A 14,600-nucleotide genomic window follows, 5' to 3' on the forward strand; every position below is an offset into this window, starting at 1 on the left:
CCGTCCCGACTTCTGCGACCGGCGGGACTCTAGCCGCCCTTCAGCGCATCCTTGACCTCGCCGTCGGGCCAGGCCTCGCCTGCGGCGATCACCCGCACGCGGGTTTTATCGGCAGCATTGACCAGCACATGCGAGCTCACCTGGTCGCGGCTCGGCTCCAGGTGCAGCTCGGTTTCGGGCTTCCAGCTCAGCGTGGTCGCGAGATCGCCGGGAAAGATCTGCCATTGCGATCCGTCATCGAGTTCGACGACATGGCTCTCCGCATGCGTGCGTATCTTCATTCCAGCCCGACTTCCTGATGAACAGAAGCGGCCCCGGCACTCAGGCCGGGGCCTATTCCGTCAGTCGTTGTCGTGGTGAATCACGGTCTTTTCGCGATTGCCGAATTCATCTTCCTTCTTGATCACGGTGGTGCGATCAGAGGGCTCGCGCTCCCTGATCACGGTGGTGCGTTCGCGATCGCGGTCTCGCTCGCGATATTCGTGGGATTGACCGACCGTCACGCCGGCGCCGACCGGACCGACGTGAACGCCGACTTCGTCAGCGCACACGGGAGTCGCGATGGCGGTAATCATTGCGGCGGCAAACAGATATGTCCTCATATTCTTCTCCTCATATCGTGCGGAGGGAATGCGGGACTGCGACAGTTTGTTCCGGCGGAACAGCACCATCGGGCCGACACCAAATCATGCAACGGCTGTTCCAGGAACCGACTCACACGGGCCATGTTTCCGGCTAGAATGTGCCGATGAAACACGCTGATTCCTCGCCCCATCAAACCCGCCGCGCACTTCTGAAATCCACGCTGGGCGCGGCCGCCGCGCTCGCGTTACCCGCGAGCGTTCACGCCGCGCCTCCGGGCTTCGAGGAATGGCGCGAGAGCTTTCGTGCACGTGCGCTGGCGAAGGGCATTTCCGCCGCGACCTGGCAACGCGCAATGGGACGGGTCGAACCCGACATGAGCGTGTTCAAGCAGATGCGCAGCCAGCCTGAATTCCACGAGCAGGTCTGGCAATACATCAATCGCCGCGTCTCCGACTGGCGCATCATCAACGGCAAGATCGCGCTGAAGAACAACGAGGCGCTGCTTGGACGCATCGAGCGCGATTTCGGAGTCGAGCGCGGCACGCTGCTGGCGCTGTGGGGCGTCGAGTCCGCCTATGGCGATCCTCTCGTGCAGCAGAACCACATGACGCCGGTATTTCCCTCGCTTGCCGCGCTTGTCTGGAACGAGCCGCGCCGCAAGGCCTATTGGGAAACCGAGCTGATCAACGCGCTGCGCATCGTCGACAAAGGCTGGAGCACGCCCGAGGAGATGAAGGGTTCCTGGGCCGGCGCGATGGGGCATTCGCAATGGATGCCGGAAGTCTGGCTCAATGTCGGCATCGACTATGACGGCGACGGCAAGGTGTCGCCGTTCGGCAAGCCCGATGACGCGCTGGGATCGACCGCAAAATATCTCGTCAATCGCGGCAAATGGCATCGCGGCGAGCATTGGGGCTACGAGGTGCGCGCGGCCGGCAATATGAGTGGCAGCCGCAGCTACGCGGCCTGGCAGGCGGCCGGCGTCACCCGCGCCGACGGTGCGCCCTTCCCGCAGCCGAACGCATCCGCGCAGATGTGGACGCCGGTCGCGGGCGGGCCGACGTTCCTGCTGGGACCGAATTTCTACGCGGTGAAGAGCTACAACCCTTCGATGAACTATGCGCTTGCGATTTGCCATCTCGGCGACCGCTGCCTCGGCGCGCCGCCGTTCATTCAACCCTTCCCCGGCTCCGAGCGCGCCCTGACGCTCGCCGAGGTGCAGGAGATGCAGACGCGCCTGACGAAAGCCGGCTTCGACACCGGCGGCACCGACGGCCGCGTCGGCAACGACACCATGAAGGCGGTCAAGGATTTCCAGCAGCGCGCAGGCATCACGCCGGCGGACGGCTATGGCGGGCTGAAGGTGCTGGCGAAGCTCCGGCAGGGGTCGTAGGCCACGACCCTCTCCGGCCGTCATTCCGGGGCGCGCCACTTGGCGCGAGCCCGGAATCCATTTCACCACGTCGCTTGCTGCACGATGGATTCCGGGCTCGCACTTCGCGCGCTCCGGAATGCCAGTCTGCCTCAATGCCGGTACTGCGGCTCCTCCGCATCCAGCTGACGCCGGATCGCCGCAAGATGCAGCCGTGCGGATTCGCTATCGCCCTCGCGCATCTGCCGGTAGGTCTCGGCCGCAACCGCGGGATCGACCGGCAGCACCTTCCGTCCCGTCGACATCGCAAGCACCTGCACCTCGGCAGCGCGTTCGAGGTAATAGAGGTCGTCCCAGGCCTCCGCGATGGTCGGGGCCAGCACCATCACGCCATGATGCTTCATGAAGACGATATCGGCATCGCCCACCGCCGAGGCGATCCGCGCGCCTTCGCGGCTGTCGAGGGCGAGGCCGTTATAGTCGCGATCCACGGCGGTGCGGCCGTAGAATTTCAGCGCGGTTTGGCCGGCCCAGATCAGGGGCTCGCCTTCGGTCATCGAAAGCGCCGTGGCGTAGGGCATGTGGGTGTGGAACGCGACCTTGGCGCGCGGCAGCAGCCTGTGCATCTCGGCGTGGATGTAGAACGCGGTCGCCTCAGGCACGCCCTCGCCGTCGAGCACGTTGCCGTGGAAGTCGCAGATCAGGAGCTTCGAAGCGCTCAATTCCCGAAAGGCGTAGCCATAGGGATTGACGAGGAACAGATCGTCGTGACCAGGCACGACGGCCGAGAAGTGGTTGCAGATGCCTTCCTCAAAACCGTTGCGCGCTGCCATGCGGAAGCAGGCGGCCAGATCCTCGCGCGCGGTGCGGATCGCATCGGTCGCAAGGTCTGGCCGGTTCGAGCGGAATGGCGCGGGCGCGGGTGAGGAAGCATGAAGGCTGTGCGCCATGGCGAAGGACACCTCTGTCGGTCGGGAGCTATTCGCGTTGTACAGCGGCCGCGCCTGCGCGTCAGCCCCTGCGCGTGCCGCCCTGCCCTGCGCGGCTCAGGCCCGCCGCGGCACGCCCCCGGCATTCATGCCGCCGTCGATCACGAGCTCGCTGCCGGTGACGTAGCGCGAGGCATCGGAGCCCAGATACAGCACGCCGGAGGCGATCTCCGCGGCCTGACCGGCGCGGCCGAGCGGGGTTGCGACCTTGGCCCGTTCCTCCGGATCGATCGGCGCGTTCTGGCCGGCGCCGGTCGCCCCGGTCGGGATCTTGCCCCAGATCGGCGTGTCGATGATGCCGGGATGAACCGAGTTGACGCGGATGCCGTCGCCGGCCGCCGCACATTCCATGGCGATCGACTTGGCGAACAGCCGCACGCCACCCTTGGTCGCCGAATAGGCCGACAGACCGGGCGCGCCGCGCAAGCCCGCCAGCGACGACATCATGACGATCGAGCCGCCGCCGGTCTTGCGCATCAAGGGCAGGCAATGCTTGACCGAGAGGAACACGCCGTCGAGATTGATCGCATTCTGCTTGCGCCAGTCAGCGAGCGTCATGTCGACGATCGAGGGTACCGCAATGCCGATGCCGGCATTGGAGACCATGATATCGAGCCGGCCGTAGCGCTTGGCGATCTCAGCGACGACCTCGATCCAGCGCTCCTCGCTGGTGACGTCCTGCGCCAGGAAGATCGCCTTGCCGTCAGCCTTTGTCACGCGCTTGGCGAGCTCGGGCCCGCGCAGCTCATCGATGTCCGTGATGACGACGGTGGCGCCCTCGCGTGCGAACAGCTCGACGATGGCCTCGCCAATACCGGAGGCCCCGCCCGTCACCAGCGCGACCTTGCCCTCAACCTGCCCTGCCATGTTCACTCCCTTTTCTTGTTGTTTGAGACGTTATCTTTCACGCATGATCTTTTCGGAAAACCGCTTCACACTTTTCCGGATCATGCGTCATCTAATCACGGACGGCCCCTGATCCGGTAGCGCGACGTCGACGACGCGGAATTGCACCCGCTCGGCGCCCTGATAGCGGTCGACCGAGAGCGAGCCGGCGACATGCAATTGCTGGCCGCGATTGGCGAGCAGCGCGTTGCCGAGCTTCTGGCCGACCGAGCGGAATGCGATGCCGTTGACGATGGCGCCGTCACCCGACTTGAGGCGCAGCCTCAGGTGGGCCTGGCCGACCTCGTCGGCAAAGACGAGCTGGTGCGCCGGCAGCGCCAGCACGGGCTCCGGATTGCCGCTGCCGAAAGGCCCGGCGCGGTTGAGCGTCGCCGCGAGCTCCGTCGTCACCGCGCGCGCGGAGACCGCGCCGTCGATATAGAGCTCGTTGACGTGGCGGGCCTCGGCGACGTCCTGCGCCAGCGCGTTCTCGAGATAGGCGCGGAATTCGGCGAGCTTCTCTTTCCGCAACGTCACGCCCGCGGCCATCGCGTGCCCGCCGCCCTTGAGCAGGATGCCGTCGGCCACCGCCTGCCGCACCGCCTTGCCGAGATCGACGCCGGCGATCGAGCGGCCCGAGCCGGTGCCGATGCCGCCGGGCTCCAGCGCGATGGCGAAGGCGGGCCGCGAGAACTTCTCCTTGAGGCGGGAGGCGACGAGGCCGACGACGCCGGGGTGCCAGCCTTCGGAGGCCGTGACGATGACGCCGAGCTTGTCCTCCAGTCCGATCGAGGCCAGCGCCTCGGCTTCTGCCTGCGCCTCTGCGGCCTGCTCGATGACGCGGCGCTCGCTGTTGAGGCGGTCGAGCTCGGCCGCGATCCGCGCTGCCTCGACGCTGTCGCCCTCCAGCAATAGCCGCACGCCGAGATCGGCGCGGCCGATGCGGCCCCCGGCATTGATGCGCGGCCCCAGCATGAAGCCGAGATGCCAGGCCTCCGGCGGGCCATTGAGCCGGGCCACGTCCATCAGCGCGGTATGGCCGACGTGATCGCGCCGGCGCATCGCGATCAGGCCCTTGGCGACGAAGGCGCGGTTGAGGCCGATCAGCGGCGCCACGTCCGCAACCGTACCGAGCGCGACGTGATGCAGCATGCCGAGCAGATCCGGCTCGGGCATCTCCGCGCTCCAGAAGCCGCGCCGGCGCAGCTCGCGATTGACCGCCACCAGCGTCACCAGCACGAGGCCGACGGCGGCGAGATGGCCAAGGCCCGAGAGATCGTCGAGCCGGTTCGGATTGACCAGCGCGTCGACCTCCGGCAGCTCCGTGCCGGCCTGGTGGTGGTCGATCACCACCACGGACATGCCGAGGCGCTTGGCTTCGGCGAGCGGCTCGATGCTGGTGGTACCGCAATCGACGGTGACGAGCAGCGTGGCGCCCTTCGCGGCGAGCGCACGCACCGCTTCGGTGTTCGGTCCGTAGCCCTCGAAAATGCGGTCGGGAATGTGGATCAGCGGATCGAGCCCGCAATGGCGCAGGTGCCAGGCCAGCAGCGCCGCCGAGGTCGCGCCGTCGACGTCGTAATCGCCGAAGATCGCGACCTTCTCGCCTTTCGCTGCGGCGTCCGCGATCCGCTTGGCGGCGGCCTCCATCTCCGTCACCGTGAACGGGTCCGGCAAGAGCTTGCGGATGGTCGGATCGAGGAAGTCCTGGACTGCATCGATATCGACCCCGCGGCCGGCCAGCACCCGGGCCAGCAGTTCCGGAAGCTGGTGCTGCTGCACGATGGCAAGCGCCTTGGCCGCGCCACGAGCGTCCAGCCGGTCGCGCCAGAGCTTGTCGGTGAGCGAGCGCGCGACGCCCAGGAACGCCTGGGGCGCTTCGACGGGCAAGGCGGTGGCAGGCGGCGTCATGTATCGCAGTTGGTTTGAGGAAGCCGCAGCCGACGAGGTCGCGCCGGTCCGGCTTGCGGAACGATTGACCCGGAATCTCCGGGCATTTGCAATCTCCGCGGCGCACAAAGCGGTGGATTGCCGATTTGCTGCGCCGAGTGACTATCATTTGGGCAATCCGCCGAACAGCAAATTAAGCAGGCGTTAGGCGGAATCTTCGAAAAAGAATCGTATTCGATCTGTAATTTGTAGTTCCGGGTTCGTTGCAGATCAGACCTCATTGCCAAGGGATGCCCCCGATGTCTGCTGCGCTGGGTCTGAAGGCCAAGCCGATCGCCACCGAACCCGCTGAGGACGATTCCGATATTTCCGCGCTGATCAACCGCCTCACCGCGGAGGTCAACCAGATCGCGGTCGACAAGACCAAGTCGATCCAGCAGATCACCAACCAGATGAAGATGCTGGCGCTGAACGCGCTGATCGAGAGTTCGCGCGCCGGCGCGCAAGGCGCGGGCTTTGCCGTGGTGGCGCAGGAGGTGCGCGGCGTCGGCCAGCAGGTCGAGACCATCGCACGCGAGCTCGAGACACAGCTGACGAAGCGCACCGGCGACCTCGTCTCCTCGATCGAGCGGATGAGCCAGCGTTCGCGCGGCGAGCGCATGATGGACCTGTCGCTGAACGCCATCGAGCTGATCGACCGCAACCTCTACGAACGCACCTGCGACGTGCGCTGGTGGGCGACCGATTCCGCCGTGGTCGACTGCGCGGCCTCGCCGAGCGCTGCGGCCGTCTCGCATGCCTCGCAGCGCCTGGGCGTGATCCTCGGGGCCTACACCGTCTATCTCGACCTGTGGCTCTGCGACCTCGACGGCAACGTCATCGCCAACGGCCGGGCCGACCGCTTCCGCGTCGTCGGCCAGAACGTCGCCCACACCAAATGGTTTCGCGAGGCGCGCAGCTTGCGCTCCGGTGACGATTACGTCGCCGGCGACGTCGAGAACCAGCCGCTGCTCGGCAACGCGCAGGTGGCGACCTATTGCGCCAGTGTCCGCGCCGGCGGTCAGGCGAACGGCGCCCCGATCGGCGTGCTCGCCATCCATTTCGACTGGGAGCCGCAGGCTCGCGCCATCGTCCAGGGCGTGCGCGTCGGCGACAGCGACAAGGCGCGCGTGCTGCTGGTCGATTCGAATATGCGCGTGATCGCGGCGTCCGACGGCCAGGGCATCCTCAGCGAGCGCATCTCGATCTCGCTGAACGGCCAGCGCTCCGGCTTCTATCACGACCGCAACGGTCCGCTGATCGCCTTCCATGCGACGCCGGGCTACGAGACCTATCGCGGGCTCGGCTGGTACGGCGTGATCGTCTGCGGGGCGTGAGCTCGCAGGCCGATTCAAAAACGCGAAAACAACCCCATGCACAGTAGCTTGGGGTTGTTTTCATTGGTGTTTACGCCCACCCGAACGCCGCCTCGCCAAAGCTCTTTTGACACGTCGGGCAAAACCCCCGCCTTCATGGCGTGGCATGACCATGCCCGCACGCCATTGTAAGAGGGGAATGATCCCCGACCGACCAGCTCATATCCCCTCGTGCGCGATTGAGCATTTTCCGGCGAACCAGGCCTATTCCAGGCAAAAGCTCGCCGCATTGCTCGGGTAGATTCCGCGTCGCGTTGAGCTGCGGACCATGACTCGCTTCAGGCCCCCACCAAGCTCACATTTGCCCCATGCTGAGGAGACTTTCATGAAGATTGTCGTGATCGGCGGAACCGGGTTGATCGGATCCAAGCTCGTGGCGCGGCTCAAGCAGCAAGGTCACGAGCCCGTGGCAGCTTCGCCGAAATCAGGCGTGAATGCCGTGACCGGCGACGGCCTCGCTGCGGCATTGGCAGGCGCGGATGTCGTCGTCGATGTTGCCAATGCGCCGTCCTGGGAACCGGCCGCCGTGCTCGCATTCTTCGAGCGTTCAAGCAAAAATCTCGTCGCGACGGAGGCTGCCGCGGCCGTGAAGCATCACGTGGCCCTGTCGATTGTCGGGGCCGAACGGTCACCCGGCAACACCTATTTCCGTGCCAAGCTCGCCCAGGAGACGATCATCAAGTCCTCGCCGGTGCCATACTCGATCGTGCGCGCGACCCAGTTCTTCGAATTCCTCGGCGCCATTGCCGAAATGGGTGCGAATGACGGCAAGATCGTCGTTCCCTCGGCCTTGTTCCAACCGATCGCGGCCGACGATGTCGCCGCGCGCCTCGCCGAGGTCGCAACAGGCAAGCCGCTCAACGGCACGATCGACATCGCAGGTCCCGAGAAGGCTCCCTTCAATGAATTCATCGCGCGTCGTCTGAAGGCATCCGGCGACACCAGACCGGTGGTCGGAGACCCGAAGACGCCGTATTACGGCAGTCTCATTGACGACACATCGCTGAATCCGCTCGGCGAGGCGCGGCTAGGGGCGACGTCGCTTGCGGCGTGGCTCGCGAACTTCTGAGAGCCCTGCCGGTCGTTCATCCAGGACGCTTGCCGGCCGCTGCCATCTCCGCCGCGAGCAGCACCGCGGCGCGGCTGGCGCCGATGGAAGCAATGCCCTGCCCTGCGATGTCGTAGGCGGTGCCGTGCGCGGGCGTGCAGATCGGGAATGGAAAGCCGCCCAGCAAGGTCACGCCGCGATCGAAGCCCATCAGCTTCATCGCGATCTGGCCCTGGTCGTGATACATCGTCAGCACCGCATCGAAGGCGCCGGCCTTGGCGCGCAGAAACACCGTATCGGCCGGGAACGGTCCCTCCGCGGCAATGCCCTCGCGCCGGCCGGCTGCGACCACGGGCGCGATCACGTCGATCTCCTCGCGGCCGAAATTGCCGCCGTCGCCGGCATGCGGATTGAGACCGGCGACCGCAATGCGCGGCCGCGCGAAGCCGGCCTTGCGCATGCAGGCATCAGTCAGCTCGAGCGCGCGATGGACGCGCTCGCTGGACAGTCTTGCGACCACGTCCTTCAGCGGAATGTGTGAAGTCACCCGTGCGTTCCAGAGCTGATCAAGCACGTTGAATTCGCTGGCAGGCGTCTTGAGGCCGACCACCTCGGCGGAGAACGCGATCTCGTCGTCGTACTCGGCGCGCGCAAGCCGCATCGCCTGCTTGTTGAAGGGGGTAAAGCAGACCGCGTCGACTTGGCCGTCGCGGCCGAGCTCGAGCGCATGCCTGTAATTGGTCAGCGCGAATTTTCCGCCGGCAAGAGTCGCAGTCTTCGGCTCGACCTCCTTGGGATCGAGATGGCCGAGGTCGACGAACAGCGCCTCGCCCGCTGCCGCGCGAAGGTCGGCGCCCTGCTTCACCGTCGTCAGCGCCGGCTCGACGCCGGCAACGCGCGCGCCCTCGTCGAAGATGCGGCGGTCACCGATCACGACGAGCCGGCTTCGGGCGCGGATGTCATCGTGCGCCACCAGCTTGGCCGTCAGCTCGGGGCTGATGCCGGCGGGATCTCCCATGGCCAGCGCAATCAGCGGCTTTGCGGTCATATGATCACTTTCTCCTGGCTTGTCGTATCGGCCGTGGGGGATGCGGGTTTGCGCCAAAGGCGCGCGAGCTGCAGCACCAGCGGCAGCAGCAGGAGCGCGATGCCGGCCACGATCAGGCATGTCACCAGCTTGTTGGCAAAGAAGATGCCGAGGGATCCCTTGGACATCAGCATCGACTGCCGGAACGCGTCCTCGGCCTTGTCGCCGATGACGATGGCGAGCACGAGGGGCGCCAGCGGATAGAACAGCTTCTTGAAGAGATAGCCGACGACGCCGAAGCCGAGCATCATGACCACGTCGAGATAGGAGTTCGAGACGGAATAAGCGCCGACGACGCAGATGATCACGATCAGCGGCGCGATCACCACGAAGGGAATCCGCATCAAGGCGGCGAATACCGGAACCGTAAGCAGCACCAGCACGACCGCGACGATGTTGCCGACATACATCGAGGCGATCAGGCCCCAGACAAAGTCCTTCTGATCGACGAACAGCATCGGCCCGGGATTGAGGCCCCAGATCATCAGCCCGCCCATCATGACGGCTGCGGTCGCCGAACCGGGGATGCCGAGCGAGAGCATCGGCAGCAGCGCACTGGTGCCGGCGGCATGATCAGCGGTCTCCGGCGAGATGATGCCCTCGACCTCGCCTGTGCCGAAATATCGGCCGCGGCGCGAGAACCGGCGCGCGATGCCATAGCTCATGAACGAGGCCGCGGTCGGGCCGCCCGGAGTAATTCCCATCCAGCAGCCGATCGCAGCGCTGCGCAGCAGCGCCACGCCATGCCGCGGCAGACGGCCGACGGCGCGAAACACCTCGCGCCAGTCGATCCTGGAGGACACCGCGCGGGCATGAAACTCCTCCTCGACCGCGACCAGCAGCTCGCCGATGCCGAACAGGCCCATCACCGCGACGACGAAGCTGACGCCCTTGACGAGCTCGTCGATGCCCATGTTGAGGCGCACGCTGCCGGAGACGGTGTCGATGCCGATCGCGGCGATGGCAAAGCCGATCGCGAGCGCCACGACGGTCTTGATCGGTGCCGCGCCGCCCATGCCGACGAAGCTGGCAAAGGCCAGGAAATAGACCGCAAAATATTCCGCCGGGCCAAAGGCGAGCGCGACCTGCGCCACCCAGGACGCCAGGAACGTGATCAGGACGACACCAACCAGGGCCCCGAACGCCGCCGAACCGAAGGCGGTGGCGAGCGCCGTGGTCGGCCGGCCGTCCCGCGCCATGGGATAGCCGTCGAAGGTGGTCGCGACCGACGACGGCTCGCCCGGAATATTGAACAGGATCGAGGTCACGGAGCCGCCGAACAGCGCGCCCCAATACATGCTGGAAAGCAGGATGATCGCCGACACCGGCTGCATGCCGAAGGTCAGCGGCAACAGCAGCGACACGCCGTTCGGCGCGCCGAGCCCCGGCAACACGCCGACGAGAATGCCGAGCAGCACGCCGACCGCCATCAGGGCCAGATGCGGTACGGTGACCGCGATGGTGAAGCCGTGCAGGAGCTCTGCTAGATTGTCCATCGGCTTCTCCGTCAAAACCCGAGCGCGGCGGCGAGCGCACCGTGCGGCAGGCTGACCTGGAACATGCGCTCGAACACGACATAGAGCGCCAGCGACGCGGCCCCCGCCATGGCGAGCGCACGGGGCACGGATTGGTGCTGCGGGATTGCCAGCACTGCGAAGACATAGAGCGCCGAGGCGATGTAAATCCCGAGGGGCGGAATCGCGGCAACGAAGATCGCGGCCGGCACGAACAGGCCGGCAAGCCGGCGCAACTCGATCTGTGTGATCGCGACCCGGACATTGGCCAGGGACGCTACCGGCAGCACGCCCCGCACCAGATTGTAGATGCTCCCGAGCACGATGATGATGCCCGTGAGGAACGGGAACGTGCCGGCCTCGACGCCAGCGCTCGACCAGCCGATGCCGTTGTCGAAGCTTGAGGTGACGACGGCCACGCCGAAACCTCCGGTGAGGACGGCAGTGGCGAGTTCAAGCGCGCGACGTGAGATCATGGAGACTCCACTCAGGCTACGGACCGTGGCCAGTCATGACGCAAGCACTTTCCCAGCATTCGCTGTCGTCCCTGCGGACGCAGGGACCCATAACCACAGGGAGGGGCTTGACGGAGACTGGAAGCCAAGTCGGTACCGCCACCAACGCTCCTCGTGAGATCACGCGGTATGGGTCCCTGCGTTCGCAGGGACGACGGAGGAGTTTGAGGCCCGCCCCGCCTCACTTGACGAGCCAGCCCTGCTCGCCGGCGACCTGCTTGACGTGTTCGAGGTCCTCCTTGATGAACTTGTCGAACTCGGCGCCGGTGAGGAAGGTGTCGACCTGGGACGTCTTCTCGATGTAGTCCTTCCACTCGGGCGTTGCCTGTACCTTCTTCATGAGGTCGACATAGAACGCGGCCTGCTCCGGCGTGACCTTGCCGGGCAGCCACACCGTGCGCGGCTGCTCATATTGCTTGATGTCGAGGCCCTGCTCGACGCAGGTCGGAACGTCGCTCCAGCCTTCGGTCGCGGTGACCTTCGGCCCCTGCGGCAACCGCTTCGGGCTGAATACGCAAAGCGGACGCTGCGTGCCGCCGCGCCATTGCCCGAGGCTCTCGCTGGGATTGTTGACGTGGGAGTCGAGATGTCCGCCGGCAAGCTGCACGGCGGTCTCGGCGCCGCTCTTGAAGGGGATGTAGGTCAGCTTGACCTTGCCAACCTTCTCGATCATGCGCGTCAAGACTTCGTCGGTGTCCTTTGACTGCGCGCCGCCCATCTTGAACTCGCCCGATGCCGCCGCCTTCAGATAATCGCCCGCGTTCTTGTAGGGCGAATCCTGCTTGACCCAGAGCAGGAACTCGTCCTGCGCCATCGCCGCGATCGGGGTGAGATCGGTGTAGTTGAAGGCGACCTTGGAGACGAGCGGCTGCTGCCAGGCGTTCGAGGTGCCGAAGATCACCTTGTAGGGATCGCCGGCCGACGCCTTGCCGTAGACGTAGCCTTCGGCGCCGCTGCCGCCGCCCTTGTTGACGACGACGATCGGCTGCTCGGTCAGCTTGTGCTTGGTGATGATGTTCTGCACCGCGCGGGCGAGATTGTCGGTGCCGCCGCCCGGCCCGGCGGTCGCCACGAACTCGATCGGCTTTTGCGGTTGCCAGGCACTGAGCGCCGGCATCGTGCCGGCGAGCACGGTCGCGGCCGCGGAGAGCAGAAATGTTGACGTCCGACCCATGATTTCCTCCAGCTGATTTTTGTCTTCGTATTCTTATCTTTGGTCTTGTCCGTATCGACGTCCGGTCAGGCGACGCGCTCCTCGCGTCTTGCCGAGCCCAGGACGATAGCGCCTTCTTGTGCGAGCGCTTCAATCTGCATCTGGTCGAACCCGTGCTCGGCCAGCACCTCGCGCGTATGCTCGCCATAGACGGGAGCACCCGATCGCACCTTGCCCGGGGTCTCCGAGAACTTGACCGGAAGCCCGATCGTCTTCACAGGTCCGAGCGTGGAATGCTCGACCTCGACAACCATTTCGCGCGCCAGAGTCTGGGGATCGCTGAGCGCCTCCAGCATGTCGTGCACGGGTCCGCACGGCACGCCCTTCTCGTCCAGCGCCGCGAGCCAGTGCGCCCGCGATTGGGTGCGGAAGCGTTCGCTCAAGACCGCTTCCAGTTCTCCAAGATTCGCCATGCGGTCGGCGCCGTTGACGAAGCGGGGGTCGGCGGCCAGCTCGCTCGCGCCGAGCGCTTCCAGCATCAGCAGCCAGTGCTTCTTGTTGGCACCGCCGACCACGAGCCAGCCATCCGAGGCTTCGAACGCCTGATACGGCGCGTTGAGCGGATGGGCCGAACCCATCGCGCGCGGCGCGGTGCCTGCGGCGAGCGCGATGGTCGACTGCCAATAGGTCTGCACCAGCGCAGCCTCGTAGAGCGAGGTCTCGACCCACTGCCCCTCGCCGGTCTTGAGACGGTGCGCGTAGGCCGCGAGGATGCCCATGCTCGCGAGCAGGCCGGCGGTGATGTCGGACAATGGCGGGCCGCATTTCACCGGCGGACCGTCGGGGCGTTCGCCGGTAAAGCTCATGATGCCGCTCATGGCCTGCGCGACGAGATCGAAACCGCGGCGGTGCTTGTAGGGACCGGTGCGACCAAAGCCCGACAGCGAGCAATAGATCAGCGAGGGATAGTGCTTGTGCAGCTCCTCGTAACCGAAGCCGAGACGCTCCATCGCGCCGGGCGCAAAGTTCTCCACCAGCACGTCGGCGTCCGCGATCAGCCGCCGCAGCACCTGCTTGCCGCCCTCGGTCTTGAGATCCAGCACGATGCCGCGCTTGTTGCGGTTCATCATCAGGAAGGAGGCCGCCTCATCGCCGATCTTCGGCGGTACCGAATGACGGGTGTCGTCGCCGTTCGGCGATTTTTCGATCTTGATGACGTCAGCGCCCATGTCGGCGAGCATCAGGGTGCAGGTCGGCCCGGCCATGACATGAGTGAGATCGACGACCTTGAGGCCGGCGAGCGGTCCCGAACGGCGCGAGGTGGATTGCGAGCTTTGCATCGGGGCGTCCTATTGGCCGCGCCATTGCGGCGCGCGCTTGTTGAGGAAAGCATCGAGCCCTTCGCGAAAATCCTGGCTCGTGTAGCACATCAGGATGAGGTCCTCGCCTTCGTCACGCGTCAGCCGCCGCTGCAAGCGGGCGACCGCCTGCTTGGTCGCATTCAACGTCAGCGGCGCGTGGCTGGCGACGAGCCGGGCGACCTCGCCGGCGCGGCGATCGAGAGCTGGGAGATCCTCGACGATTTCGCCGAGCAGCCCGACACTCGCGGCCTCCGTGGCGTCGACGAGACGCGCGGTGAAGATGATGTCCTTGACGCGCGCGGCGCCGATGAGCGCCGTAAGACGGCTGACATTGGACATCGACAGGCAATTGCCGAGCGTGCGGGCGATCGGAAATCCGATCTTGGTGCTCTTCGTGCCGATGCGCAGGTCGCAGGCTGCGGCAATGCCGGCCCCTCCGCCCGTGCAGAACCCGTTGATCGCGGCGATGGTCGGCACGCGGCACTGCTCCAGCGTGGTCAGCACGCGATCGATCCGGTTCTCGTAGTCGATTGCGTCCTGCGGTGTCCTGAATTCGCGGAACTGGTTGATGTCGGTACCCGAGGCGAAGGCCTTGTCGCCGGCTCCGCGCAGCACCAGCACCTTGATGGTCTGGTCGCGGTTGGCCTGCTCGCAGATCACGGCGAGCCGTTCGTACATCGCGAAGGTGAAGGCGTTGCGAGCCTGCGGGCGGTTGAAGGTGATCCGCCCGATGCCGTCGTTGCATTCAAAAACGAGGTCGTCCGTCGCCGCCGCCAAGTCCATTTC

14 protein-coding genes are annotated in these 14,600 nt (G+C 65.8%); 3 read left to right on the forward strand and 11 right to left on the reverse strand.

The window, feature by feature from the left end:
- Window positions 1–29: 29 nt before the first annotated feature.
- Complete coding sequence (locus tag E4K64_RS33835; RefSeq protein WP_135167216.1) at window positions 30–281, reverse strand: hypothetical protein; 252 nt, start codon at window positions 279–281, stop codon at window positions 30–32.
- Window positions 282–341: 60 nt separating this feature from the next.
- Window positions 342–602 (reverse strand): hypothetical protein, encoded by a 261-nt coding sequence (locus tag E4K64_RS33840; RefSeq protein WP_135167253.1) that lies wholly within the window; start codon window positions 600–602, stop codon window positions 342–344.
- Between the two features lie 146 nt (window positions 603–748).
- Between E4K64_RS33840 and E4K64_RS33845 the strand changes: the two genes are divergently transcribed.
- Window positions 749–1,978, forward strand: a complete 1,230-nt coding sequence (locus E4K64_RS33845) for a lytic murein transglycosylase (protein WP_135167217.1) — start codon at window positions 749–751, stop codon at window positions 1,976–1,978.
- Between the two features lie 131 nt (window positions 1,979–2,109).
- Here E4K64_RS33845 and E4K64_RS33850 read toward each other — a convergent pair whose 3' ends face one another.
- From E4K64_RS33850 to recJ, 3 genes are all read right to left on the reverse strand, one after another.
- Window positions 2,110–2,907, reverse strand: coding sequence for an aldolase (locus E4K64_RS33850; protein WP_167772403.1), 798 nt, complete (start codon window positions 2,905–2,907; stop codon window positions 2,110–2,112).
- Window positions 2,908–3,003: 96 nt separating this feature from the next.
- The gene (locus tag E4K64_RS33855; protein WP_167772404.1) at window positions 3,004–3,813 is read right to left on the reverse strand and encodes an SDR family NAD(P)-dependent oxidoreductase; all 810 of its coding nucleotides are present in this window, start codon (window positions 3,811–3,813) and stop codon (window positions 3,004–3,006) included.
- Between the two features lie 87 nt (window positions 3,814–3,900).
- The gene (gene recJ, locus E4K64_RS33860) at window positions 3,901–5,742 is read right to left on the reverse strand and encodes a single-stranded-DNA-specific exonuclease RecJ (RefSeq protein WP_135167220.1); all 1,842 of its coding nucleotides are present in this window, start codon (window positions 5,740–5,742) and stop codon (window positions 3,901–3,903) included.
- A gap of 278 nt (window positions 5,743–6,020) precedes the next feature.
- Here recJ and E4K64_RS33865 point away from each other — a divergent pair, with 278 nt between their 5' ends.
- A complete protein-coding gene (locus tag E4K64_RS33865; protein ID WP_135167221.1) occupies window positions 6,021–7,097 on the forward strand; it encodes a methyl-accepting chemotaxis protein in 1,077 nt (358 codons plus the stop codon).
- 364 nt (window positions 7,098–7,461) lie between these two features.
- Window positions 7,462–8,205, forward strand: coding sequence for an SDR family oxidoreductase (locus E4K64_RS33870; protein WP_135167222.1), 744 nt, complete (start codon window positions 7,462–7,464; stop codon window positions 8,203–8,205).
- 16 nt (window positions 8,206–8,221) lie between these two features.
- Here E4K64_RS33870 and E4K64_RS33875 read toward each other — a convergent pair whose 3' ends face one another.
- The 6 genes from E4K64_RS33875 to E4K64_RS33900 all read right to left on the reverse strand — a co-directional run bounded on the left by E4K64_RS33875 (window position 8,222) and on the right by E4K64_RS33900 (window position 14,597).
- Entirely contained in the window at window positions 8,222–9,232 is a 1,011-nt protein-coding gene (locus E4K64_RS33875) for a 4-hydroxythreonine-4-phosphate dehydrogenase PdxA (protein WP_135167223.1), read from the reverse strand.
- Window positions 9,229–10,767, reverse strand: a complete 1,539-nt coding sequence (locus E4K64_RS33880; RefSeq protein ID WP_135167224.1) for a tripartite tricarboxylate transporter permease — start codon at window positions 10,765–10,767, stop codon at window positions 9,229–9,231. Before E4K64_RS33880 ends, E4K64_RS33875 begins: the two co-directional genes overlap by 4 nt.
- 11 nt (window positions 10,768–10,778) lie before the next feature.
- Window positions 10,779–11,261, reverse strand: a complete 483-nt coding sequence (locus E4K64_RS33885; RefSeq protein WP_135167225.1) for a tripartite tricarboxylate transporter TctB family protein — start codon at window positions 11,259–11,261, stop codon at window positions 10,779–10,781.
- A gap of 220 nt (window positions 11,262–11,481) precedes the next feature.
- Window positions 11,482–12,474 carry a Bug family tripartite tricarboxylate transporter substrate binding protein gene (locus tag E4K64_RS33890; protein WP_135167226.1) on the reverse strand — a complete coding sequence of 331 codons (993 nt, stop codon included), beginning with the start codon at window positions 12,472–12,474 and terminating at the stop codon, window positions 11,482–11,484.
- A 65-nt stretch (window positions 12,475–12,539) separates the two neighbouring features.
- Entirely contained in the window at window positions 12,540–13,793 is a 1,254-nt protein-coding gene (locus E4K64_RS33895; RefSeq protein ID WP_135167227.1) for a CaiB/BaiF CoA transferase family protein, read from the reverse strand.
- A 9-nt stretch (window positions 13,794–13,802) separates the two neighbouring features.
- Complete coding sequence (locus tag E4K64_RS33900; RefSeq protein ID WP_135167228.1) at window positions 13,803–14,597, reverse strand: enoyl-CoA hydratase/isomerase family protein; 795 nt, start codon at window positions 14,595–14,597, stop codon at window positions 13,803–13,805.
- Window positions 14,598–14,600 lie beyond the last annotated feature (3 nt).

Origin of the sequence: Bradyrhizobium frederickii (genome assembly GCF_004570865.1) — a bacterium.
Taxonomy (GTDB): Bacteria; Pseudomonadota; Alphaproteobacteria; order Rhizobiales; family Xanthobacteraceae; genus Bradyrhizobium; species Bradyrhizobium frederickii.

Coding starts and splice junctions, on each gene's coding strand:
- E4K64_RS33870 (WP_135167222.1), top strand. CDS start 7,462: ATGAAGATTGTCGTGATCGGCGGAACCGGGTTGATCGGATCCAAGCTC.
- E4K64_RS33845 (WP_135167217.1), top strand. CDS start 749: ATGAAACACGCTGATTCCTCGCCCCATCAAACCCGCCGCGCACTTCTG.
- E4K64_RS33835 (WP_135167216.1), bottom strand. CDS start 281: ATGAAGATACGCACGCATGCGGAGAGCCATGTCGTCGAACTCGATGAC.
- E4K64_RS33855 (WP_167772404.1), bottom strand. CDS start 3,813: ATGGCAGGGCAGGTTGAGGGCAAGGTCGCGCTGGTGACGGGCGGGGCC.
- E4K64_RS33850 (WP_167772403.1), bottom strand. CDS start 2,907: ATGGCGCACAGCCTTCATGCTTCCTCACCCGCGCCCGCGCCATTCCGC.
- E4K64_RS33890 (WP_135167226.1), bottom strand. CDS start 12,474: ATGGGTCGGACGTCAACATTTCTGCTCTCCGCGGCCGCGACCGTGCTC.
- E4K64_RS33840 (WP_135167253.1), bottom strand. CDS start 602: ATGAGGACATATCTGTTTGCCGCCGCAATGATTACCGCCATCGCGACT.
- recJ (WP_135167220.1), bottom strand. CDS start 5,742: ATGACGCCGCCTGCCACCGCCTTGCCCGTCGAAGCGCCCCAGGCGTTC.
- E4K64_RS33885 (WP_135167225.1), bottom strand. CDS start 11,261: ATGATCTCACGTCGCGCGCTTGAACTCGCCACTGCCGTCCTCACCGGA.
- E4K64_RS33900 (WP_135167228.1), bottom strand. CDS start 14,597: ATGGACTTGGCGGCGGCGACGGACGACCTCGTTTTTGAATGCAACGAC.
- E4K64_RS33880 (WP_135167224.1), bottom strand. CDS start 10,767: ATGGACAATCTAGCAGAGCTCCTGCACGGCTTCACCATCGCGGTCACC.
- E4K64_RS33875 (WP_135167223.1), bottom strand. CDS start 9,232: ATGACCGCAAAGCCGCTGATTGCGCTGGCCATGGGAGATCCCGCCGGC.
- E4K64_RS33865 (WP_135167221.1), top strand. CDS start 6,021: ATGTCTGCTGCGCTGGGTCTGAAGGCCAAGCCGATCGCCACCGAACCC.
- E4K64_RS33895 (WP_135167227.1), bottom strand. CDS start 13,793: ATGCAAAGCTCGCAATCCACCTCGCGCCGTTCGGGACCGCTCGCCGGC.